This window comes from Rhizobium sp. F40D2 (assembly GCF_051810745.2).
Lineage (GTDB): Bacteria > Pseudomonadota > Alphaproteobacteria > Rhizobiales > Rhizobiaceae > Rhizobium.
In genome coordinates, this window is record NZ_CM131436.1 from 2491307 (window position 1) to 2513377 (window position 22071).

The 22071-nt window shown below is 61.5% G+C and carries 19 protein-coding genes; 10 read left to right on the plus strand and 9 right to left on the minus strand.

The annotated features are described in order from the left end of the window. Window positions 1-2: 2 nt before the first annotated feature. The 3 genes from ACS4RS_RS11930 to ACS4RS_RS11940 all read right to left on the minus strand — a co-directional run bounded on the left by ACS4RS_RS11930 (window position 3) and on the right by ACS4RS_RS11940 (window position 3546). Window positions 3-965, minus strand: coding sequence for a glycosyltransferase (locus ACS4RS_RS11930; RefSeq protein WP_439010807.1), 963 nt, complete (start codon window positions 963-965; stop codon window positions 3-5). Beyond that, window positions 962-2728: a Wzz/FepE/Etk N-terminal domain-containing protein gene (locus ACS4RS_RS11935; protein ID WP_439010806.1), complete on the minus strand. Its 1767-nt coding sequence runs from the start codon at window positions 2726-2728 to the stop codon at window positions 962-964. The genes ACS4RS_RS11930 and ACS4RS_RS11935 overlap by 4 nt, the downstream gene beginning before the upstream one ends. Before the next feature lie 116 nt (window positions 2729-2844). After that, entirely contained in the window at window positions 2845-3546 is a 702-nt protein-coding gene (locus tag ACS4RS_RS11940) for a sugar transferase (protein ID WP_184697070.1), read from the minus strand. A gap of 471 nt (window positions 3547-4017) precedes the next feature. Between ACS4RS_RS11940 and ACS4RS_RS11945 the strand changes: the two genes are divergently transcribed. The 5 genes from ACS4RS_RS11945 (at window position 4018) to ACS4RS_RS11965 (ending at window position 9782) form a co-directional block, all read left to right on the plus strand. Beyond that, window positions 4018-4755 (plus strand): helix-turn-helix domain-containing protein, encoded by a 738-nt coding sequence (locus ACS4RS_RS11945; RefSeq protein ID WP_439010805.1) that lies wholly within the window; start codon window positions 4018-4020, stop codon window positions 4753-4755. Further along, the gene (locus tag ACS4RS_RS11950) at window positions 4755-6101 is read left to right on the plus strand and encodes a glycosyltransferase (protein ID WP_439010804.1); all 1347 of its coding nucleotides are present in this window, start codon (window positions 4755-4757) and stop codon (window positions 6099-6101) included. The genes ACS4RS_RS11945 and ACS4RS_RS11950 overlap by 1 nt, the downstream gene beginning before the upstream one ends. Next, complete coding sequence (locus ACS4RS_RS11955; protein WP_439010803.1) at window positions 6098-7342, plus strand: glycosyltransferase family 4 protein; 1245 nt, start codon at window positions 6098-6100, stop codon at window positions 7340-7342. Before ACS4RS_RS11950 ends, ACS4RS_RS11955 begins: the two co-directional genes overlap by 4 nt. A gap of 78 nt (window positions 7343-7420) precedes the next feature. Further along, window positions 7421-8902, plus strand: coding sequence for an oligosaccharide flippase family protein (locus tag ACS4RS_RS11960; RefSeq protein WP_439010802.1), 1482 nt, complete (start codon window positions 7421-7423; stop codon window positions 8900-8902). 52 nt (window positions 8903-8954) lie between these two features. Next, window positions 8955-9782 (plus strand): family 16 glycosylhydrolase, encoded by an 828-nt coding sequence (locus tag ACS4RS_RS11965; protein ID WP_439010801.1) that lies wholly within the window; start codon window positions 8955-8957, stop codon window positions 9780-9782. Between the two features lie 27 nt (window positions 9783-9809). Here ACS4RS_RS11965 and ACS4RS_RS11970 read toward each other — a convergent pair whose 3' ends face one another. The 6 genes from ACS4RS_RS11970 to ACS4RS_RS11995 all read right to left on the minus strand — a co-directional run bounded on the left by ACS4RS_RS11970 (window position 9810) and on the right by ACS4RS_RS11995 (window position 15876). Further along, window positions 9810-10889 carry a sn-glycerol-3-phosphate ABC transporter ATP-binding protein UgpC gene (locus ACS4RS_RS11970; RefSeq protein ID WP_439010800.1) on the minus strand — a complete coding sequence of 360 codons (1080 nt, stop codon included), beginning with the start codon at window positions 10887-10889 and terminating at the stop codon, window positions 9810-9812. After that, window positions 10886-11815, minus strand: coding sequence for a PfkB family carbohydrate kinase (locus tag ACS4RS_RS11975; RefSeq protein WP_439010799.1), 930 nt, complete (start codon window positions 11813-11815; stop codon window positions 10886-10888). The genes ACS4RS_RS11970 and ACS4RS_RS11975 overlap by 4 nt, the downstream gene beginning before the upstream one ends. Further along, entirely contained in the window at window positions 11816-12838 is a 1023-nt protein-coding gene (locus ACS4RS_RS11980; RefSeq protein WP_439010798.1) for an SIS domain-containing protein, read from the minus strand. Continuing rightward, the gene (locus tag ACS4RS_RS11985; protein ID WP_439010797.1) at window positions 12835-13680 is read right to left on the minus strand and encodes an ABC transporter permease subunit; all 846 of its coding nucleotides are present in this window, start codon (window positions 13678-13680) and stop codon (window positions 12835-12837) included. The genes ACS4RS_RS11980 and ACS4RS_RS11985 overlap by 4 nt, the downstream gene beginning before the upstream one ends. Further along, window positions 13680-14564 carry an ABC transporter permease subunit gene (locus ACS4RS_RS11990; protein ID WP_439010796.1) on the minus strand — a complete coding sequence of 295 codons (885 nt, stop codon included), beginning with the start codon at window positions 14562-14564 and terminating at the stop codon, window positions 13680-13682. Before ACS4RS_RS11990 ends, ACS4RS_RS11985 begins: the two co-directional genes overlap by 1 nt. Before the next feature lie 73 nt (window positions 14565-14637). Next, complete coding sequence (locus ACS4RS_RS11995; protein WP_439010795.1) at window positions 14638-15876, minus strand: extracellular solute-binding protein; 1239 nt, start codon at window positions 15874-15876, stop codon at window positions 14638-14640. A 197-nt stretch (window positions 15877-16073) separates the two neighbouring features. On the opposite strand from ACS4RS_RS11995, the gene ACS4RS_RS12000 reads away from it, so the two are divergent. From ACS4RS_RS12000 to ACS4RS_RS12020, 5 genes are all read left to right on the plus strand, one after another. Next, entirely contained in the window at window positions 16074-17279 is a 1206-nt protein-coding gene (locus ACS4RS_RS12000; protein ID WP_449313664.1) for an ROK family transcriptional regulator, read from the plus strand. 363 nt (window positions 17280-17642) lie between these two features. Further along, window positions 17643-18998, plus strand: a complete 1356-nt coding sequence (locus ACS4RS_RS12005) for an extracellular solute-binding protein (RefSeq protein ID WP_439010793.1) — start codon at window positions 17643-17645, stop codon at window positions 18996-18998. A 126-nt stretch (window positions 18999-19124) separates the two neighbouring features. Beyond that, complete coding sequence (locus ACS4RS_RS12010) at window positions 19125-20009, plus strand: carbohydrate ABC transporter permease (RefSeq protein WP_012485023.1); 885 nt, start codon at window positions 19125-19127, stop codon at window positions 20007-20009. 10 nt (window positions 20010-20019) lie between these two features. After that, window positions 20020-20934: an ABC transporter permease subunit gene (locus tag ACS4RS_RS12015; RefSeq protein ID WP_439010792.1), complete on the plus strand. Its 915-nt coding sequence runs from the start codon at window positions 20020-20022 to the stop codon at window positions 20932-20934. A 12-nt stretch (window positions 20935-20946) separates the two neighbouring features. Beyond that, window positions 20947-22056: a sn-glycerol-3-phosphate import ATP-binding protein UgpC gene (locus tag ACS4RS_RS12020; RefSeq protein ID WP_439010791.1), complete on the plus strand. Its 1110-nt coding sequence runs from the start codon at window positions 20947-20949 to the stop codon at window positions 22054-22056. Window positions 22057-22071: the final 15 nt, after the last annotated feature.

Here is a 22071-nt window from a genome sequence, read left to right on the forward strand (position 1 = left end):
GTCTATCTCCGCTTCGTTGCGATCGACGGTGAAGGCATCTCGCGCGGCAAGGGAGTGCCGAATTCGAGAATGCGGGACGGAGAGGCGCGACCGACGAGAAGATCGGATAGCGCCAGCAAATTGCCGTTCAAACGTCCCCACCGGTCGATCAGCCGGTCCTTCAACAGGGTGCCCGACATATTGGCCAGAATGTTGCGGCCGATCTGCGCGATTGCGCGGCCTTTCGACATCGTGCCCTTGCGGATCAGGTAGACAGGATTGGCGACCTGCGAATAGCCAAGCCTTCGGCCGGGCTGGCGTCCGGATCTGACGCCGAGATGCACGCCGCGGGCGCCTTCGACATAGACGGACCGGCCGTGGCGGGCGATGGATCTGCTGAAATCGACATCTTCGAGCCAGCCGTAAAGCGGCAACTGCTCGTCGAAGGTCAGGGCGTGCTCGATAACGGGCGCAAGGCGAACCGCCATGTTGCATCCATAGGCGTTGTAGACATCCGCCACATGCTCGGCGCCTTCGCCTGCCGTGTGGAGAACCTCCAAGGCCTTCGCCATGCTGAGGCCTCCGTCGAGGACGCCGTCGGCCAGCACCTCGCCGGTGGCGATTACCACGTCCGGCTTTGCTGCAAAGACAGCCGCCATGCGCGACAGGAAAGTCGCGGCGGGAATGAAGTCGTCATCGAGGAAGATCAGAACGTCCGTATCAGCCGCAGCAGCCTGGATGATCCTGTTGCGCTGGGCGGTCAGGCCGCGGCTGCCGACGATGACGTCCACATCGCGGCGGTCGGCAAGCCCGGCCGCGTCCTCGATGACGGGCACGCAGACAATGAGCCGTCCCGCCTGATCCGGCAAGCCGGTGAGATAATCGATCGTCTCCCGCAATATCGAAGGGCGGCCCGCCGAGGCGATCCCCAAGGCAATTCGCAATGGACGGCCCCGACTTGCTGTTCCTGCCGAAGGTGAGATCATGAGTCTATTCTCTTCGGTGCCTGGTTGATGACCGCGCCGAGGATTTCGGCGCCGACATTGCGCATGGTCTCGATGACGCGCACGGTATCGTCGATCGAGGTGCGCCCATGCGAGGAGACGACAAGGACGCCATCCAACTCCGGCGCGATCGCATTGGCATCGGGGGAAGTCGAGAATGCGGAAATATCGACGAATATGGCGTCGAATTCCTTTTTCAGGTCGGCGAAGCTCAACTGCGTGCGGCGGGAGCTTAGACGAACGGCCGGCGTCACGGCTTCCACCTTACCGAGCGGAAGGAATTTCAGGGTCGGGGTGAGGGGCAACGCCGCCGTCCGGATCAGTTCGCCATTGTCGAGCACATCGACGAGACCTGTGGAACTATGGGGCGCGATCGATTTGCTGAGCGAGGAATTCTGCGCTGCCGCATCGATGAGCAGCGTATGCGCACCTGACATCGACGACAGCGCCGCCAGTTCGCATGCAATGGTCGATGTCCCGCTGCCCGGATCGACGGCGACGATTCCGATGACGACGCGGCGTTTGCGCCGAAGACCGACGACGGTTGCGCTCAATTCCGCCATGCCGGGAATAACAGGATAGGCCGCCGTATTGATGCTGCCCGCATCGGCGGCGAGGGCGCCGGCTGGATGCCCATTGCGGTTCTGCTTCGATCTTGCCAGCAAGGTCACGATGGACACTCCGCCGGCATCCGCGATCTGCTGGGGACGGACGATCCGGCGGTCGCTGGCGTGCCTTACCATGGCGAGCGCCAGGCCGACGCCGAGGCCGACCGCCCCGGCAAAGGCGATGATGAGCGTGCTGCGCGGCCTCGCCTTCGAAAGAGGCAGCGTGGCCCGCGAGACGATCGTGGCGTCGGATACGGGGTAGGTTATGCGCTGCTTGGCTTCGGTAAGCTGGGTCAGCGTGCTTTCATAAAGGGTGCGGCGGGCATCGGTCGCGCTCTGCAGCTCCGCAAGCTTGAACTGGTCGCGCGGGTTGCTGTTGAATGTGTTCAGGGCGCTGGAGGCATCGGCGAGGCCGCGCTGCTGCTCCCTCACGAATTTCTCCAGCCAGTCACTGTATTGGCGGGAGGAATCGGCCTTCATTGCGATATTCTTCTGGATATATTGCCTGGCGAGCATATCGGCGATGGCGACCGCCTTCTGAGGGGTCGACGCTGCGGCTGATATCTCGATGATCGTCGAATTCCCGATCCGGCGTAAGGCCATCATGTTCTGCAGCGTGGCAATTGCCAGGTCGTGGAGCTGTTCCTGCTCCGTCCGCGGTCTGGATGGCGTATCACTCGCTCTCATGCCTGCCGCTTCCTGCCCCGTATCCACTTGAGCAGAAACTCCCAGAAGCCAGTCCTTCGACTTGTCCAGAAGCGAAGGTTTCCAATCGACAAAGTCGGGATCGCTATCAAGATCGAGCGCTCTTACCGTTCCGTCGACGACATCGCTTGATCTGGCAATCTCCAGCTGCCCTTCGATGAATGCGTCTTCCGCGAAGGCTCTTTGAGCTTCGGAGCTGTTCACCTGAGGGAAGATCACAAGTTGCGTGCTGGCAACATAAGTCGGCGCGGCGGTGAGAAGGTAGCCGCCGCCGATGACAAGGAAGGCAAAGGTCGTAGCCAGGATCCATAGCCAGCGCATTCTGAGAAAAAACAGCATGTCCCGCAGGGTCAGTGGCGAGTTCCCGCCAGCGGCTGCCGCGGCAGGCAGGGATATCGGGGAAACACCGCTGAAGATCGTGCTTGAGGTCATGTCGTCCTAATCCAAAATGGCGAGATTACGGAGTTACGAGATACTGGCAGCCTGGAGAGGACGAAGGGGTAGCGCATCTTGCGACGGACATGGTCGGCAGCTTTCCCCTTTAATGCTCAGTACGAGCCACGCTGCGAAAACAGAGCTGGGATGGTCTTGGCGATGATGATCAAGTCCCGGCCGAGCGACCAGTTATTGAGGTAGTGCACGTCGAGGGAAACCCGGTGTTCATAGCTGACATCGTTGCGCCCGCTGGTCTGCCAGTGACCGGTCAGTCCAGGACGGACGGCCATGTAGGCCCAGATGTGCTCGCCGTAGCGCGGCAATTCTTCAGCGGTGATCGGCCGCGGGCCGACCAGGCTCATTTCGCCGCGCAGGACATTGAACAACTGGGGGAGCTCGTCGAGGCTCGACCGTCGCAGAATGTCGCCGACGGCGGTGATCCTCGGATCATCCTTCAGCTTGCGCGTTGCTTCCCATTCGCTGCGCGCAGCCGCGCTGTTTTGCAGCAATTCGGCAAGCTGCGCGCTGGCATCGGTCTTCATCGTGCGAAACTTGAGGCATCCGAACGGCGCTCCGCCGAAGCCGATGCGCGTATGGGAATAGAAGACCGGGCCGCGGTCGGAGAATTTCACGATCATTGCGACGAGCAGCAGAAGCGGGGAAAGCAGGATCAGGGCGGTGATCGCCAACAGAAGGTCGAGCGCGCGCTTGACCGATCTGCCCGCTGCACGAGGCCGGGACGCATGGAGGTCGCCGTCTTTCGCAGGCCGTCCGACACGCGACCATGCCTCGAAACTATGTGCATCCCATGCCATTGGGGGTCTCCAAAACTTTCCGATTAAGAACCGTTCAAACTTTGCTGCGCCGCACTCTTGTTGTCTGTTACCAAGGTCATAATCCTTAATAAATACTTTATGCTACGAAACCGCAGAAGAGAGATCCGATCGCGGCGTCTGGCAAATTATTTTCATTCTAAATCAGGATATAAACTACCCAATGGTGGTTAAGTCGCGCAGATACATCTATGTTTATGATATCGTCATTCGGATTAATGATATTTTTTAATCAGAAAGACTTTTTAATAAGCGCAAATTTCAATCAGATTGGATTTATTTGGTCTTATCGAGGTTATTAACGCGACAAATGATGTATTTTTGTGCTTTCAGCTAACTGTAATCTCAATATTTACGTTAAATCTCGGCGATGTTATTTGACTTGGATATTAAGGTAATATAAATGATGCAGTGCAGCATTCTTATCGTTATTCGAGTATTGGAGTTATGCGCATGGACGGGGTGACGCACGCAACGGACCGCAGGGCCGGCATCGGCAAGCCGACGATATCGGCGAGCGGCGGCATTCATCTCGGCAGCCGCATCGTGCTTGACGATGAATTTCTTTCCTGCCGGTCGAGCGTCCGGCGCTTCCGGCGCGGCGAGGTCATTGCCGGGGCCGGCGTCCTGGTCGATATGTTCGCGCGCGTGCATTCCGGGGTGGTCAGCGCAAGCACGATGCTGCCCGACGGCAGGGAATTCATTGTCGAGATCATTCCGAAATCAGGCCTGATCGGCGAGCTCGAGGTTCTGCGCAGGCAGACACTGAGCCTCGAATACCGAGCCGGCTCCAACTGCGAGCTGCATTTCTTCGAAGGTCGCCTACTGCGCGACATGTATGCCAGCGATGCCTCCTTCCGCGAAAAGGTCTTTTCCAGGGCGCTGGCGCGTATTTCGGAGCTTGAACTCCGGATCATTTCGAATGCGGCGTCGAGTCTGCAGTCGAGGCTGGCCAGCACGCTACTGCGGCTTTCGGCTGTTTATGGAAAAGACGCGGCAAACAGCGGGGACGAACTGTTCATCTCACAAAATGACCTGGCCGCGACGCTGCCGGCGTCGCGCGAGAAGGTCAATCAATGCCTTCGGCGCCTGCGGGAAGGCAAGATCATCGACGGGGGGCAGGGCAAGATCCGCATTCTCAACCGCAAGGCGCTTGAAGCCTGTGCCAACGGCGCGGTTTTGGTGAAGTAATGCGCCCGTCGCTTTCCGAGGGCCTCCGATCCACAGCAAGCATCGGCCGATTTCCCGGCCCCCGCACGGCAAAGATCAATCGCGTGGTCGTCATTGACGACTATTCGGTGGCCAGAGGCGGCGCGACAGGCTTGGCGGTACTGTCTGCCAAGCTTTTTCGCGGGCTCGACATCCCCGTGACCTATATCAGCGGGGATGATGCGGCCAATGCGGAGCTTGCCGCACTCGGGGTCTCGATGGTCGGGCTGAACAGCCGCGACCTGCTCAGCGCCGAGCGTGCGAAGGCATTCGTCACCGGCATTCACAATGGCGCCGCCGTCCGCATGGTGGCGAACTGGATTGCGGAAAACGATACCGCCAACACCGTCTACCATGTGCATGGCTGGCACCAGATCCTGTCTCCGGCGATTTTCAAGGCGCTGGCGCAGGTCGCCGGACGATGCGTGGTTCATGCGCATGATTTCTTCACGGCCTGCCCCAACGGCGCCTTCTTCGACTATCAGGCGCAGGAAATCTGCCTGCGACGCCCGCTTGGCGGAGGCTGCATTGCGACGGCCTGCGACAAGAGAAGTTATTCGCACAAATTGTGGCGGGTTGCCCGCGGCTCGAATATCCTCCGGCTCCTGAAGGGGCAGGCCGAATTCGGCCGGATCATCCTGCTGCATGAGAAGATGGCGAGCTTTCTCGTCGGCACCGGCTATCGGCCCGAACGGCTGACGACGATCCGCAATCCCGTCGCTCCACTCTCCATCAATCGCATCGAAGCGGAAGCCAATGACGAGTTGGTGTTCATCGGACGGCTGGACGAGGAAAAAGGCGTTGAGGACGCCGTCGCCGCCACGCGCCGAGCCGGTGTCAGGCTCTGCGTGATCGGCGACGGGCCGCTGATGCCGCGGGTCGCAGCGTCGGGAGATCACGTCAGGGCGGTCGGCTGGCAGTCGCATGCGGAGATCGGCCCGATCATCCGCAAGGCGCGTGCGCTGTTGATGCCCTCGCGCTATCCCGAGCCGTTCGGTCTCGTCGCTATCGAAGCGGCGAGGAGCGGTCTGCCGGTCATCATGTCGCGTAGCGCCTTTCTCGCGGAAGAAATGGAAAGAGCCGGCATGGCGCTTGCCTGCGATACGGCCGATGAAAGCGCCTTTGCCGATACTTTGACGCGATTCAGTCAAATGCCCGCGCAACAGGTTCGCGCCATGAGCGAGCGGGCCTTCCGGCTGTCGCCGGATCTCGCCTCGACACACGAGGAATGGCGCGATGCGCTTCTTGCCGAATACCAAAGCCTGATTTCGACGAATGCGGTTTTCGAGCCGGCAGACGGTGTGGCGATACAAGGAGTATTCAGTTGACCCTTAAAGCAGCGACCTCTCTCCCCGACGCGAGGGCATTTCTCACCGATGCGCCTGTTATGGCGAAAAGACGCGTCACCGAGGCCGGAACCTCAAAAGAGAGCGGGCAACCTCGTGTCGCCATCGTGCATTACTGGCTCGTTTCGATGCGCGGCGGCGAGAAGGTTCTGGAAGAGCTGTGCCGGATGTTTCCGCAGGCCGACATCTTCACCCTCGTCTGCAACCGGGATCGCATCAGCGATTTTCTGAAGACGCGCAACATCCGCACGTCCTTCCTGCAGAAGATCCCCGGCGCGCAGCGGCACTACACCAAGATGCTGCCGCTGATGCCCTTTGCGCTCGAGCAGTTTGATCTGCAGGATTACGACCTGGTGCTGTCGAGCGAATCCGGCCCCGCCAAAGGCATCATCACACGCGCCGACGCTCTCCATGTCTGCTACTGCCATTCGCCGATGCGCTATATCTGGGATCAGTTCCATGTCTATCGCCATGGCCTGCCCTGGGTGGGACGTGCCTTGATGTCGATTACTGCGCCCATGCTGCGCGCCTGGGACGTGACGACGTCCTCGCGCGTCGATGTGTTCGTCGCCAACTCCGAATATGTCGCAAGCCGCATCCGCCGCTTCTACGACCGCGACTCCGTCGTCATCCATCCGCCGGTTGCGACCGACGATTTTGCCGTGGGCAAGGGGAAAGGCGAATTCTACCTCTATGCGGGACAGCTAACCACCTACAAGCGGCCGGATATCGCCGTGCGCGCCTGCACCGAGGCCGGCCGGAAACTGGTGGTGATCGGCGAGGGCGAACAACTCTCTTACCTGAAGTCGATCGCCGGACCGACTGTTCAGTTTCTCGGCCATCAGCCCTTCAACGTGTTGCGCGATCACCTGTCGCGATGCAGGGCCTTGTTGTTTCCGGGCACGGAGGATTTCGGCATCCTGCCGGTGGAAGCGATGGCATCAGGGCGGCCGGTTTTGGCCTTCGATGCGGGCGGCGCCCGGGAAACCGTATCCGCGCCGCAGGTCGGCTTTCGCTTCGCTGAGCAGACGACGGAAGCCCTTTTGGAAACGATGGCAGCATTCGAAGAGGTCGAGGACGATATCGATCCGCATGCAATCCGCGCGCATTCGCTGAAATTCTCCTCAGCCGTATTCCGCGATCGTCTGTCCGGTCTCATTGAGCAACAACTGTCCAGCCACGGAGACGGATCTGCCGGCGTCTTCAGAAGACGGCCGGGTTGAGGGGAAAGGGACGGAGCAGCCCGCCTTGCAGCCCCGACCGCCGTCTCAACCCCTCGACGAGAAATAGATAAACAGATCATGTCAAGCGTATCTCAGAGGACGGCGACTGCGAGCATCTGGACGATCAGTGGAAAATTCCTCGCGCGGATGCTCGATTTCGTCAGCCTCCTTGTCCTAGCGAGGCTGTTGAGCCCTGCGGATTTCGGCCTGGTCGCCATCGCGACGTCGGTCTTGGTCATCGTCGAGGCGATCCTGGATCTGCCGTTGACGCAGGCGCTGATGCGCCAATCGTCGCCTTCGGACGAGATGTTCGCCACGGCCTTCACCCTCAGCCTGCTGAGAGGGCTGGCCATCAGCCTGCTGATGATGATCATCTCCTGGCCAATGGCGCTGGTCTACGACGATTCCCGGCTTTTCGCCCTTGTCGCCGTTCTCTCGATCGCGCCCGCCATGCGTAGCGTGGTCAGTCCACGCATGGTTCTTTTCATGCAACGGTTCGATTTCAAACGCGAGTTCGCGCTCGATCTCATCGCCAAGGGATCGACATTGCTGTTCGGGGTGGGGGTCGCTGTGGCAACAGGCAGCTATTGGGGGCTGGCGATCGGAGCGGTCGCCGGCCCGACCGCGGCGATGATCACCTCCTATGTCCTTGCGCCGATGCGACCGACGTTCAGCCTTTCCGAATGGAAGCATTTTCAGGACATGATCAGCTGGAATACCGTGTCGCAGGTGCTGAGTTCGATCAACTGGCAGCTGGACCGGCTGCTTCTGCCGCGTTTTACCGGCCTGTCGACATTTGGTGCCTTCAGCGTCGCCGACAATATCGCCGGTATTCCGTATCAAACCTTCGTCGGACCGTTGCTGCGCCCGCTGATGGCTGCCTTCTCCACGGTCGAAGACCGCCGCAACCTGATCGCCGCCTATCTGAAGGCGACCAATGCGATCACCTTCGTCGCAGCACCCATTCTCATTGCACTTGCCCTTCTCGCCGAACCGACCGTGCGCATCCTCGTCGGCGAGAAATGGGCATCGGCCGCGCCGATCCTGCAGTGGCTGTGCCTTGTCAGCCTGCTTGGCCTTCCCACAAACATGATGCCGCCATTGGCGATGGTCATGAACAATACCCGTTATGTCGCTCTCAGGATGTTTGTCGAGTTCGCCGTCAGGGTCCCGGTTACCATTCTGGGCATCGCCTATTTTCAGGTGGCGGGGGCGCTCGGCGCGCGGATTGTGGCAGTCCTCGTCGCCTATGGCGCATCGCTCGTCATCACACGGCGGCTGATCGGCGCGAGTTTTGCCGCGCAATTGAATTCCTTTTTCCGGCCGCTGGCCGCGAGCCTGCCGATGATCGCCTTCCTGCTCTGGGTGGGGCCGATGCTCGTCGCCATGCCTGTCGGCGTCACTCTTGTTGTCTGTGTGGCGCTTTGCGGCGGGGTGGCAGCGGGCATTTTCTGGGCTGGTGCCTTGCTGCTGTGGCAGATGGTCGGAAGGCCCGACGGCATCGAGACGATCGTCGTGCAAAGGCTCATGCCGAGACGAAACGAGGTTCTCACCTCATGATCGGGACAAATGCCCCCAACGATTTAGTTCAAGCGTTTTCGAGGGAGTAACAATGCGTTACGGGATATCTGCCAAGTGGCTCGGACTGCTCGTCGTTCTCGGCCTGGGGGCGCTGCCCGGCCAGCCCAGCGTGGCCCAGGAACCGCTCAATATCGATGCATACCAGCTGACATTCGAGGAAAGTTTTGACAGTCTCGACGTTTCGGCCTGGGGAGAGAAAAGCTCGCGCTGGATTGCCCATACGCCCTGGAACGGCGATTTCGGTGATGCCCGTTTCACCGATCCGGCTCCCGGCTTTCCGTTTACCACCGATCAGGGAATTCTGAAGATCGAAGCGCGCAAGGAGGCCGACGGCACCTGGCGTTCAGGCTTGCTGTCGTCGGTGAACCCGAAGGGCGAAGGTTTCTCGCAGCAGTTCGGCTATTTCGAAGCTCGAATGAAACTGCCGCCGGGCAAGGGCGTGTGGCCGGCCTTCTGGCTCATCGGGCTCGACCGTTCGAAATACACAGCCGAGATTGACGTGCTGGAATATTACGGCCGCGCGCCTTACGAATTCAGCATGGGTTTTCATATCTGGCGTCAGAGCCAAGGCGGGCAGAACTCGACCGGTGGCTATTGGAAAACGGTCGAGGACGGAATTTTAAACAGCGAGTATCATACCTACGGTGTCGATATTCAGGCTGACAAGACGACCTTCTATCTGGATCGACAGTACCTTTGGAGCTTCGACACCCCAAAGGAGTTCCACATGCCATTCTATCCGCTGGTCAATCTGGCGCTCGGCTCGGGATGGCCGATCGATGAAACGCCGAACCCTTCCATTCTGCTCGTCGACTATATCCATGTTTACAAGCGAAAGCCCGTCGACGCAGCGAATTGAACGAGGAGCTCAGGGTCCCTGATCGGCCTATTGCTCGCCGAGGCAGCTGAGACCGGTTTCCAGGTCGAAGAGATGCATCGCCTCCTCGTCGAAGAAGAGGGTCAGGTTTTCGTTGTCGCGGATCGGCGTGCGCGGCGGCAGGCAGGCCATCAGCCGCTGATCTCCGGCAAGGGCGGTGACGACCAGTTCGGGGCCGGTCAGTTCCGCCACCTCGGCGGTTGCCTCGATCGACAGGCCGGCGCCGTCGGTGCGAAGCGCCTCGGGACGGATGCCGAGGATGACCTCGCGGCCATTGCCGGCCGTATCGCGGAAGCGGGCGGGCAGGGGCATGGTAGCATCGGAGCCTGAGAGCGCCAGGCGGCCGTCACGCACCGTCGCCTTCAGCAGGTTCATCGGCGGCGCGCCGACGAAGGTGGCGACATAGAGCGTTGCCGGATGGTTGTAGATTTCTTCAGGCGTACCGAGCTGCTCGATGCGGCCGTCGCGCATGACGGCGATGCGGCTTGCAAGCGTCATCGCCTCGATCTGGTCATGGGTGACGTAGACGACCGTGGTCTTCAGCATCTGGTGCAGTCGCTTGATCTCGGTGCGCATCTCCATGCGCAGCTTGGCGTCGAGATTGGAGAGCGGCTCGTCGAAGAGGAAGACTTCCGGCTTGCGCACCAGCGCGCGGCCGATCGCGACGCGCTGGCGCTGACCGCCGGAAAGCTGGCTCGGCTTGCGCTCGAGGAGGTTTTCGATCTGCAGAAGTTTTGCAGCGTCGCGCACCGCCCTGTCGCGCTCGGGCGCCGGAACCTTGCGCATTTCCAGGCCGAAGCCGATGTTCCTGTGCACCGTCAAATTGGGATAGAGTGCATAGGATTGAAAGACCATGGCGATGTCGCGGTCCTTCGGATGCACGCCGAGTACGGATCGCCCGCCGATCCTGACGTTGCCGCTCGTTGCCTCTGCAAGGCCGGCAATGATGTTCAGGAGCGTGGACTTGCCGCAGCCCGACGAGCCGAGCAGCACGAGGAACTCGCCGCTCTCCAGCGAGATGTCGATGCCTTTCAGCGTCTCGACCTCGCCATAGGTCTTGCGGATGTTCTGGATGTCAAGCGCGCTCATGACACGGGCTCCTCTGCGGATGTCGGGCCACCGTAGCTGCGGGGCAGGGTGGAGATGGCGCGCGACGCGACCTCGGTTCCCGCCTTCAAGCAGGAAATCAGAGGTTCATCCATTGCGAGAGCGGCGAGGAAGGCGGCGTTGAAGACATCGCCGGCGCCGATCGTGTCGACGACCGTGACGAGGGGTGCCTCCACCGAGACCAACTGGCCGTCCGGCCCGATGGCGGTGGCGCCGTCCGGGCCGCGCTTGACGACGATGATTGCGCCTTCCGGCATGTGCGACCTGATCTCGCGAGCAGCCGCGATAGGATCGGCAATGCCGGCAAGCGTCGTGGTCTCGACCTCGTTCAGCAATGCGATGCCGGAGCGGGAGAGCCAGGCGCGCGTCGCCGCGCAGTTCTCTTCCGTCCAGCCGTCGAGCGGCCAGCCGGTGTCGAGCGCGATGGTGATGTCATGGCTATCGGCCCAATCGAAGAGGGCGTCGTATTCCTTCGTCAGATCATCGGTCAGGAAGGCACCGCAGAGCAGCGCATATCCGCCCCGCAGCCTTGCGCCGTCGATGACGGCGAAGACATCGGCAAGCGCGAAGCGCGGCAGGTGGCCCGTCGTCGTGAAGAAGGTGCGCTCGCCGTCCGGATGGGTGATGCCGACGGAGAGTGTCGTCTTTTCAGCGCGGACCGGCCACTTCTCAGAACGCTGGCCGAAGGCTTCGGCGAGCCAGCGGCCGAACTGGTCGCTACCGATATTGGCGGCAATCTCGAATTCAATGCCGAGCGCCTGCCAAGCGAGCGCGCTGTTGCCGGCCGATCCGCCGGCCCTCAACTCGTCATGATCGACGATGACTTCCGTTCCGGCCTTCGGCCAGGGGGCGGCCGGTCCAAGGATGAGGTCGACATTGACGTTGCCGATGACTGCAAGTGGCCGCATTCATTCACTCCGGGTAATCTTGGTGGAACGGACCGGCGTTCCGGCATTTTCCACGCGCGCGTCGGCAAAGGCGATCATCAGTTGCTGGGCGACCGGCAGCATGGCGAAGACCGCCGCAAGGCCGGTCGCAGGGGTAAAGCGGATTGTTACCGCGCCGGCGACCGGCGCTTGGCCGGATGCGTCGAACAGGATGACGGGGGCGCCGGTTTCGACGGCGGAGAGCGCCATCGCCGTTACCAGGCCGGCCGTCTCGTCCAGGCCGCGGAACAGCACGAGGCCGATCTCAGGCCCCAGCATCTCCATCGGCCCATGGCGCAGCTGGCCGCCTTCGAGCGAGAAACAGGGACGGCGCGACAATTCAGTCAACCCGAGCGCCAACGCCTCGGCAACGCCCTGCAGGCGGCGGCCCGAGGTCACGACGGTCGCGACGTTTTCGAGGGCGGCGAGGGCAGCGGCGATGTCATGCTCTTCGGGCGCCCTGAGGACGGCGAGTGCGGCCGCGGGATCTTCGCCGAGGGCGGCAAGGATTGCCAGATGCAGGGCGAAGGTCACCGTCAGGCTGCGGGTGGCGGCAAAGGCAAGCTCGGTGCCGCCGATACCCACCAGCGACGGGGCGGTGCTGGCGAGGAATGAAGTGGCTTCCAGCGTCAGGCCGAAGGTCTGCCGCATGCCGCCGGTCTCTTCGAACCAGCGCCGGACTTCGGCGCTCTCGCCGGATTGCGAGGTGACGAAGATCGTCCTGCCGGCAATGGGCAGCGGCTGGCCGAGCTGCTCGGAGAGCGGCAAGGCGACGGCATCGATGCTGAGCGAGCGGTAGAGCGGTTCGACGGCGCGGTTGACGGCATGCGAGCCGCCCATGCCGAGCAAGAGCAGCCGGCCGGTTTTCTCAAGCGAGGTGGCGGCTCTTTCCGCCATCGGCGTTACGGCTTCATAGGAGGCGAGCGCATCGGCGTGCTGACGCGCCATCTCGCGGTCAATCGCGGCAAGTCCGGCCGGCCGGGTTCTTTCTATTGTCATGTTCATCCCTTGACGCCGCCGCTGGTGAGCCCTGAAATCAGGGCGCGTTGCATGACGAGACCGATCAGCACCGGGGGCAGGGCGGCGAGCACGCCGGCCGTGGCGATCAGTCCGTAATCGGAAACGCGGCCGCCGGCGAGATCGGCAATGGCGACGGTCAGTGTCTTGGCGCGCTGGTCGGAGGTGAAGAGCAGCGCATAGAAGAATTCATCCCAGGCCAGCAGGAATGCAAAGAGGCTGGATGTCGCGACGACGGGGGCGGCGAGCGGCAGCGTGATGATCCTGAGTGTCTGGAACAGGCCAGCGCCGTCGATCATTGCGGCGGATTCGATCTCGCGCGGGATGGAATCGAAGCCCGATTTCATCAGCCAGGTGGTGAAGGGTGCCAGGATGGTCAGATAGACCAAGGCAAGGCCGAAGACGTTGTTCAGCATGCCGAGATGAGAAAGACCCATATAGAGCGGCACGGCGAGGGCCACCGGCGGCAGCATGTAGGTGGCGATTACCATCGACAGCGACCATCCGACAGAAGGCGTGCGCGACACTGCCCAGCCGGCCGGAATGGCAAGCGCGATGGCGGCGATCGTCGCCATGCCCGCCACCTCGATGCTGTTGCGCAGCGACGCGGTAAAAGCGGCGCCGGCGCTGTTTTCGAGCGTCGAAAGCAGCACGGCGTAGCGAGAGAAATCCGTCGTCTGCGGCCACCAGCGCAGCGGCTTGGCCGCAAGATCGGCGGCCGGAGAGATGCTCATGATGAAGAGCCAGAGGATCGGCGCCAGGATGACGGCGGCAAGCAGCAGCGCGCAAAGGTGAATGAAAGCTGAGAAGAGCGGGCTTTGGCGTTCCATCAGGCCGCACTCCCGGCCGTCTTTCGCACCAGCCCGGCATAGCCGGCTGCAAGCAGGGTCACCAGCAGCGTGACGATCAAGGCGAGCGATGCGCCGGAGCCTGCCCGCTGGAAGGAGAAGGCTTCCTGATAGACGAGGATCGACAGCGTGCGCGTGCTGTTGGCCGGACCGCCGCGGGTCATCACCCAGATGATGTCGAATACCTTGAAGGCTTCGATCGTGCGCAGGACCAGCGCCACCATCAGCGGGCCGGCGAGATAGGGCAGGATGACGAAGCGGAAGCGGGCGAAAACACCGGCGCCGTCGACGAGCGAGGCGGCGGTGATGTCGCGCGGCACGGCCTGGAGTGCGGCCAGCGCGATCAGCGCCACCAGCGGGAAGTTCTTCCAGCAGTCGGCGACGATGAGAGCGGCGAGCGCCGTGCCGGGTTCGCCAAGCCAGGAGCGATAGGCGTCAAGCAGACCGAGCTGCGTCAGCGCGGCGTTCAGCGCGCCATACTCCGGATTGTAGATCAGCCGCCAGAGCGTCGCGTTGACGACGGTCGGCAGCGCCCAGGGCAGGATCATCAGGGCGCGGAGCGCAGTACGGCCGCGGAATTGCTGGTTCAGCAGCAGGGCAGCAAGGACGCCGATCACCATTTCGGCGGCAACCGAGACGATCGCGAACCATGCGGTGGTGATCAGCGTGCGCTGGAAATTCGAGCCTGAGATCATCCTGGCGTAATTGTCGAGGCCGACAAAGCTGCCCTCGGTGCCGACGAGCTTGGCATCGGTGAAAGAGAGGCCGACCGTATCGATCAGAGGCCAGCCGATAACGGATATCATGACCACGAGAAGCGGCAGCATCAACAGCCACGCGCGGGTTGTCAGCCAAGTGCCCGACATCGGGCGACCCTTCTTCATTCTTCAGTTTTAGAGGCCGGGCGACGGCAGGCGGCGCCCGGGTTTCTGAGCTTGATCAGAGGCCGCTATTGTCGGCCGCGGATTTCAACGCATCCTCCGGAGAGGACTGGCCGAGCAGGGATTCCTGGATCGCCTGCTGCAGCGCGGTCGAAAGCTCCTGATATTTCGGCGTCGTCGGGCGCGGATACATGGCGGCCAAGCCGACCTTGGCGGCCGAGATCAGTTCTTCCTGGCCCTTGGTGACGGCAGGGTCCTCGTAGGAGGAGGCCCAGATCGGCAGGCTGAGCCTGGCATAGGCGTTCTGTGTCGCCTGCGAGGTCATGAAGGTGATGTATTTCCAGGCTTCATCGGGATGCTGGCTGGCGGAAGTGATGCCGAGGCCCATCGAGCCGTTGACGGCAGATGCCTGGCTTTTACCGGCAACACCCGGTGCCGGCACGACGCCGACCTTGCCCGCGACCTTGCTGTCCTTCGGGTCGTTGGCCATGTTGTACATGTAGGTCCAATTCAAAGCGAAAGCGGCATCGCCGTTTTCGAAGACCTTGCGGACATCCTCTTCCAGAAATTCCTTGGAGTTCGGATTGGTCAGGCCGGAGGAATAGCTCGCGACCATGTATTTCAGCGCATCGAGACCGCCGCCGGTCTGGAAGGCTGGCTTGCCGTCCTTGAGGAAATCGCCGCCATAGGCGCTGACGAGCGTGGTGTAGTCGCAGATCGCGGCTTCGGCCTGCGACCAGCTCCAGGCGATCGGAGTGGCGAGCAAGCCCTTGTCCTTGATCGCCTTGGCCTGCTCGGTCAGCTCATCCCAGGTCTTCGGCGGCGCCTTAATGCCGGCCTTTTCGAGGATTTCCTTGTTGTAGAACAGGTATTTGGTATCCAGGATCCACGGCATGCCGTAATATTTGCCGTCATACTGTACGGTGGTCCAGGCGCCCGGGAGCACGCCCTTCTTCATCTCGTCGGTGATGCGGGAGGAGACATCGACCAGCACCTTGTTGGTGGCGTATTCGGCCGGCCAGATGACGTCGAAGAGCACGACGTCGTAACCGCCGCCGGAACCCTGCGCCAGCACCGTCTTGTCGTGCAGGCCCTCATAGGGAACGAATTCGAGATTGACCTTGATATCGGGGTTCGCCTTGGCGAAGGCGTCGGTCATGGCGCGCACATCGGCCTCGCTGTATGCGGCCTGCGCCATGAAAAGCGCGTTCAGCGTCGTTTCGGCGAAAGCATGCGGCGCAAGAGATGCGCCGATCAAGGCCGCACCCAGAAGCGTCTTGGTAAAGGATTTCAGCATTGCAGCCTCCAGTTTTTGACATTTGCGCATTTCCGAGGGCGGCCCTCCGCCATCGGTGTTCGAGAAGTTGTCTCGGAGCGTCGTCGGAGCCCTTGTCGGCATCCTGGGTTCCCTGGAACTCTCCGGTCCCTTATTAAGTCAATTGTCTTGACTTAATACTTCTTCAACATTCTACTGGAGTCAAGAGGCAGTTGCACATGAATGACAGCCGGCCGATCCGGGCCAAGAGCGGCACCAACCACGAAGGCACCAGCGCGCATAATCGGCGCGTGATGATCGACGCCTTGAGGATCAATGGTGAGCTTTCACGCGCCGATCTGGCGCGGGCGACATGGCTGACCAAGCAGACGGTGTCCAATATCATCGAGGAACTCGAGCGCGATGGTCTCGTCTGTTCGCAGGAACCGGTGCGCAAGGGCAAGGGGCAGCCCTCGACGCCTTACGGGCTTGTGCCCGAAGGCGCCTTCGCGATCGGCCTGCAGATCGATCGGCATGTGACGCGGGCGGTCGCCGTCGATCTGATCGGCAGTGTTCTGGTGCGCGCAGAAGCCGGCCTTCCGCCTGGAGGACCCTCGACGGGAGCAAAGGTCATCCTCGATCTGGTCGCCGATGTGCGCTCCAAGCTTGCAGGGATCGTCCAGCAGTCGGAAAAGCGAATGGTCGGCCTCGGTGTCGCCATGCCCGGGCCCTTCGGAGTGGCGGGCAGCGGCGACGATCCGTGGATGATGGAGGCCTGGCAAAAGTTTCCGCTGCTGGAAACGCTGGCGGCCGGCACCGGGCTTGATGTCGGCCTGCAGAACGATGCGGCGGCGGCAGCGACCGCCGAGCGTATGGTGGGAGCAGCCCATGGTGTCGACCATGCGGTCTGCCTCTTCGTCGGCTACGGCATCGGCGCCGGCCTCATTTTGAACGGCGAGCTCTACCGTGGCGCCAACGGCAATGCCGGTGAGATCGGCATGGCGCTGCTGTCTGCCGACGGCAAATCGACGCCGCTCGAACATCGCGCTTCGCTCGCCTCGCTCTATCAGCATCTCTCGGCCGATCCTGCCGATCCCGACCTCCATGCACGCATCAACGACCTTGCCTCAAGGGGCGATCCAAACATCGAGACCTGGATCGAAGCGGCGGCAGTGGACCTGCGCTGGAGCATCCATCTCATCGAAACGGTCTTCGATCCGCAGACCGTGATCCTCTGCGGCAGTGCCCCGGAAGCGCTAGTGAAAAGGTTGTTTGCGACCATCGGTCCGCTGCTGCCCTCGATCGCCGAACGACCTGGCCGCATGCTGCCGCGCCTGCAGCCCGGCATGGCCGATCCCTGGTCGGTGGCGATCGGTGCTGCCGCCGGTCCGATCAGCCGTGCATTCGATCCCCGGTTTGCTGCAATTTTGAAGGATTTCCTTTAAGCCTGGGGCCAAAACCAGGCGTTGCACAGCAGTGCAATGGCGGGGAGATAGCCGATTTTGCAAGTTTTCATGCGGCGGTATCTGCGAATAACGATGCTGCGTCGCAATATAGGCAAATATTAAAAACCCTTGAAATTCATAAATATTCGAATACAAATATAAATGTTCGGCAGTGCGCTGGGGAGGCTGGCGAGGCTTCGCTAAATATAGCCTCGGCCGTGGCAAATAACATCCGCATGAAGGTTTTGTGACGGAACGATTTCGATCGTTTCATGTCATGTAATATTCATTGGCCGCGGGAATTTGAACCAGCTAATAGGGCGTGCGCCGAAAGTGCGCGTCCCTTTTACGCTCGAGGTTCTCATGCAAGCCAAGCTTCTCGGCGCCGTTCGCGCCCTTCTCGCTACAGCGTTTCTTGCCAGTCCCGCTGCCGCCGCCGATAAGACCAAGATTGACTTCTGGTTCGGCAATTCCGGTGACATCGCAAAGCGTGTCCAGGAACAGTGCGATCGCTTCAACCAGTCGCAGGCCGATTACGAAGTCGTCTGCACCAGCCAGGGCAGCTACGACGCATCCTTGCAGAACACCATTGCCGCCTTCCGCGCCGGCAAGCAGCCGACCATCGCTCAGGTCTCCGACGCCGGCACGCTCGACATCATGCTTTCCGGCGCCTACTACCCAGCCAATCAGCTGATGACCGACATGGGCTACACCGTCGACTGGAAAGATTATTTCTCCGGCATCGCTAACTATTATGCGACGTCGAAGGGCGAGATGTATTCCTTCCCCTTCAACTCCTCGACCGCACTGCTCTATTGGAACAAGGATGCCTTCGCCAAGATTGGCAAGGACCATGCTCCGGCCACCTGGCAGGAAGCCGGCGAAGATTTCAAGGCTCTGAAGGATGCAGGCTATGCTTGCCCGCTCGCCTTCGACATCTCCAACAACGAAGTCTGGCAATATGTCGAGCAGTTCGAAGCCGTTAACGGCGAAGCGATCGCGACGAAGAAGAACGGCTTTGAAGGTCTCGACGCCGAGCTGACCTACAACAAGAACCCGCTGCTCGTCAGCTACATCAAGGACCTTAAGTCCTGGTACGACAACAAACTTGCTTTCATCAAGAACAAGGCCGTCGGCCAGACCTTCGTCGAAGCCTTCGCCGCCGGCGATTGCCAGGTTATCCTGACCTCGGTCGGCGACCACGGCAATATCGGCCGCACCGCCAAGCAGGGCATGAACTGGGGCGTTGCCATGCTCCCGACCTACGGCACTGCAACCCGCCACAGCTCCTATGTCGGCGGCGCTTCGCTCTGGGTTCTGAAGGGTCACACCGACGCCGAATACAAGGCTGCCGCTGCCTTCTTCAACTTCATCGCAAAGCCGGAAGAAGCTCTCACCTGGTCGACCGTGACCGGCTATATCCCGGTTCGTAACTCCGGCTTCGAATATCTGAAGAAGCAGGGCTTCTACGACAAGGCTCCTTATGCCGGCCGTGAACTCGCCATTCAGAGCCTGACGGCATCGCCTGCCGACGATACGGCGCCGCACGGCATCCGCCTCGGCGGCCTGCTGCAGGTCCGCACCGAAATCGCCAACGGCCTGCAGGCGATCTTCGTCAACAATGCCGACGTCCAGGCTTCGCTCGACGGCGCCGCCGAACGCGGCAACCAGCTGCTGCGCCGCTTCCAGCAGACCTACAAGAACGTTCAGCTCCCCTGATCGGCTGATATCAGCCGCACCCGGCCGCCTTGCGCGCGCCGGGTGCGTCTTTGTAAGCTCTCTTAATCAGGCGCGGATGCGAACTGTCGCCCGCGCCGAACCAAACCATGGCGAAAACGACCACTCATGGAAAAGCGCGTCACTTTCTCCTCGACGACGATCGGACTGCTCTTCGCATTTCCGATGCTGCTGCTGATCTTCGTCTTCTTCTATTGGCCGAGTGCGCAGGCGCTCTATTGGGCGTTCACGCTCGAGCAGCCATGGGGCGGCGGCAACGCCTGGGTCGGTTTCGACAATTTCAAGCAGCTGCTCAGCGACCCCATCTATTGGGAGTCGATCACCCGCAGCATGATCTTCGGCTTCAGCTCGACGGCGATTGCCATGGGGATGGCGCTCATCCTGGCACTTTTGACGGATCGTGAGCTGCGCGGCCACAAAATCTACCGGTCGGTCTTCATCTGGCCTTATGCGATCGCCGCGCCCGCTCTCGGTCTTGCCTTCCGCTTCATCCTGGCGCCGGAGGCCGGCCTCCTGTCGGTCATCAATCATGTCTGGCCCGGTCTCTGGAACCCGGCACTCGACGGCAAGGACGCGATGATCGCCGTCATCATCGCCTTTTCCTGGAAATATATCGGCTATAATTTCATCTTCTTCCTTTCGGCCCTTCAGGGCATTCCGCGCTCGCTGATCGAGGCCGCGGCCATGGACGGCTCCGGGCCGCTGCGCCGCATGTGGGATCTCCAACTGCCGCTGCTGACGCCGACATTGTTTTTCCTGCTCGTCATCAACATCACCGAAAGCTTCCAGGATTCCTTCGGTATCGTCGACGTCATGACGCAGGGCGGGCCGGCGCGCGCGACCGAACTCATGGTCTACAAGATCTATTTCGATGGCTTCAGGGGGCTCGATTATTCGGGCGCCGCCGCCCAGTCGATCATCCTGATGGCGCTCGTCGTCCTTCTCACCATCTTCCAGTTCCGCTTCATCGAGCGGCGCGTGCACTACAAGTGAGGTCGCGGACATGATCGAACGCACGCCGATATTCAACTTCATCTGCTATATCATTCTGGCGCTCGGCATGGTGATCGCGCTTCTGCCCTTCGTCATCGTCATCATCGCATCGACGCTCGATCTGGAGACGGTCAACCGGGTGCCGTTGCCGCTTACCCCGAGCACGCATTTCTGGGAAAATGCACAGGCCGCCTGGATCCGCGCCGATCTTGGCAACAAGCTGATCCACAGCATCATCTTCGCCACTGCGGTCGGTGCCGGCAAGGTCATCCTTTCCGCCATGGCGGCCTTCTCGATCGTCTACTTCCGCTTCCGCGGCCGGCATCTGATCTTCTGGATCATCTTCATCACCCTGATGCTGCCGCTGGAAGTCCGCATCGTGCCGACCTATTCGATTGCGGCCAACGCGCTGCAGCCTTTCCAGACGATTCTCGATATCACCGGAATTACCGCGCTGGTCGCCTGGCTGTCCGGCATCCAGATCAAGCTCGAATGGGGTCTGCTGAATTCCTATACCGGCCTGGTGGCGCCGCTCGTCGCCACCGCGACCGGCACCTTCCTTTACCGCCAGTTCTATCTGACCGTTCCGGACGAGCTTGCCGAGGCCTCGAAGATAGACGGATCGGGTCCGGCCCGGTTTTTCTGGGACATTCTGCTGCCGCTGTCCCGACCAAACATGATTGCACTGTTCACCATCATGTTCGTCTGGGCCTGGAACCAGTATCTCTGGCCGTTGTTGATTACCACCGATCCGAGTTTCGGCATTGCGGTGACGCAGCTCAAGACCCTCATCCCATCCGAATTCGGCCTGCCCGACTGGAACGTCGCCATGGCAGGTACACTTATCATCATGTCGCCTCCGCTGGTGCTCGTCATCCTGATGCAGCGTTGGTTCGTGCGCGGCCTTATCTCTACCGAGAAATGAAGGAGCAGTCCTGTGGCACCGATCTCAATCCGTGATGTGAAGAAGAGCTACGGCAAGACTCCCGTCGTTCACGGCGTCGACCTGGAGATCCAGTCCGGCGAATTCATCGTCATCCTCGGCCCGTCCGGCTGTGGCAAGTCTACGCTGCTGCGCATGATCGCCGGCCTCGAGGAAATCAGCGGCGGTGAAATCGCCATCGACGGCCGCGTCGTCAACCAGCTGGAGCCGCGCGAGCGCGGCTGCGCCATGGTGTTCCAGAACTATGCGCTCTATCCGCACATGACCGTCGCCGAGAATATCGGTTATGCCTTGAAGGTGGCCGGTGTGGCGAAGGCCGAGCGCAGCCGCCGCGTCGCCGAGGTTGCCAAGGCGCTCAGCCTCGAACCCTTTCTCGACCGTCGGCCGGCCGCGCTTTCCGGCGGCCAGCGCCAGCGCGTCGCCATGGGGCGCGCGATGATCCGCGAACCGAAGGTGTTCCTCTTCGACGAGCCGCTGTCGAACCTCGACGCCAAGCTGCGCATCGCCATGCGCGCTGAAATCCGCCGCCTGCACCGCCGCCTCGGCGCAACCTCGATCTTCGTCACGCATGACCAGACCGAGGCGATGACCCTGGCCGACCGGCTGGTGGTGATGAATGGCGGCAGGGTGGAGCAGGTCGGGACGCCTGAGGAGGTCTATCACCATCCGGTTTCGCGTTTCGTCGCCGGCTTCGTCGGCACGCCGGCGATGAACCTGCTCGAAGGCACGATCAATGACGAGGGCGTGTTCGTTTACGACCAGAGCCGCAAGGTCGCTTTGCCGCGCGAACGCGCCGCCGTGCTGAAAGGCAAACGCGTCGTGCTCGGCATGCGCGCCGAGGCTGCCCGTCTGGTGGCCCCGGATGCGCCCGGCGCCCTGGTGGCGACGGCCGACTTCATTGAGGAGCTCGGTGCGAGCCGCGTCGTTCACGCCGATTTCGACGGGCTGCCCTTCGCCGTGGCGCTGACCGAGGCCGTGACCGTGAAGTCGGGCGATCCGATCGGCATCGCGATCGATCACAACGCGATCCACCTTTACGCCGCCGATACCGGCCGGATCATCGAAAACTCGGCCATGAGTGGGGCGGATGCGGTTCACGCCTGACCGATGTCGGTATGC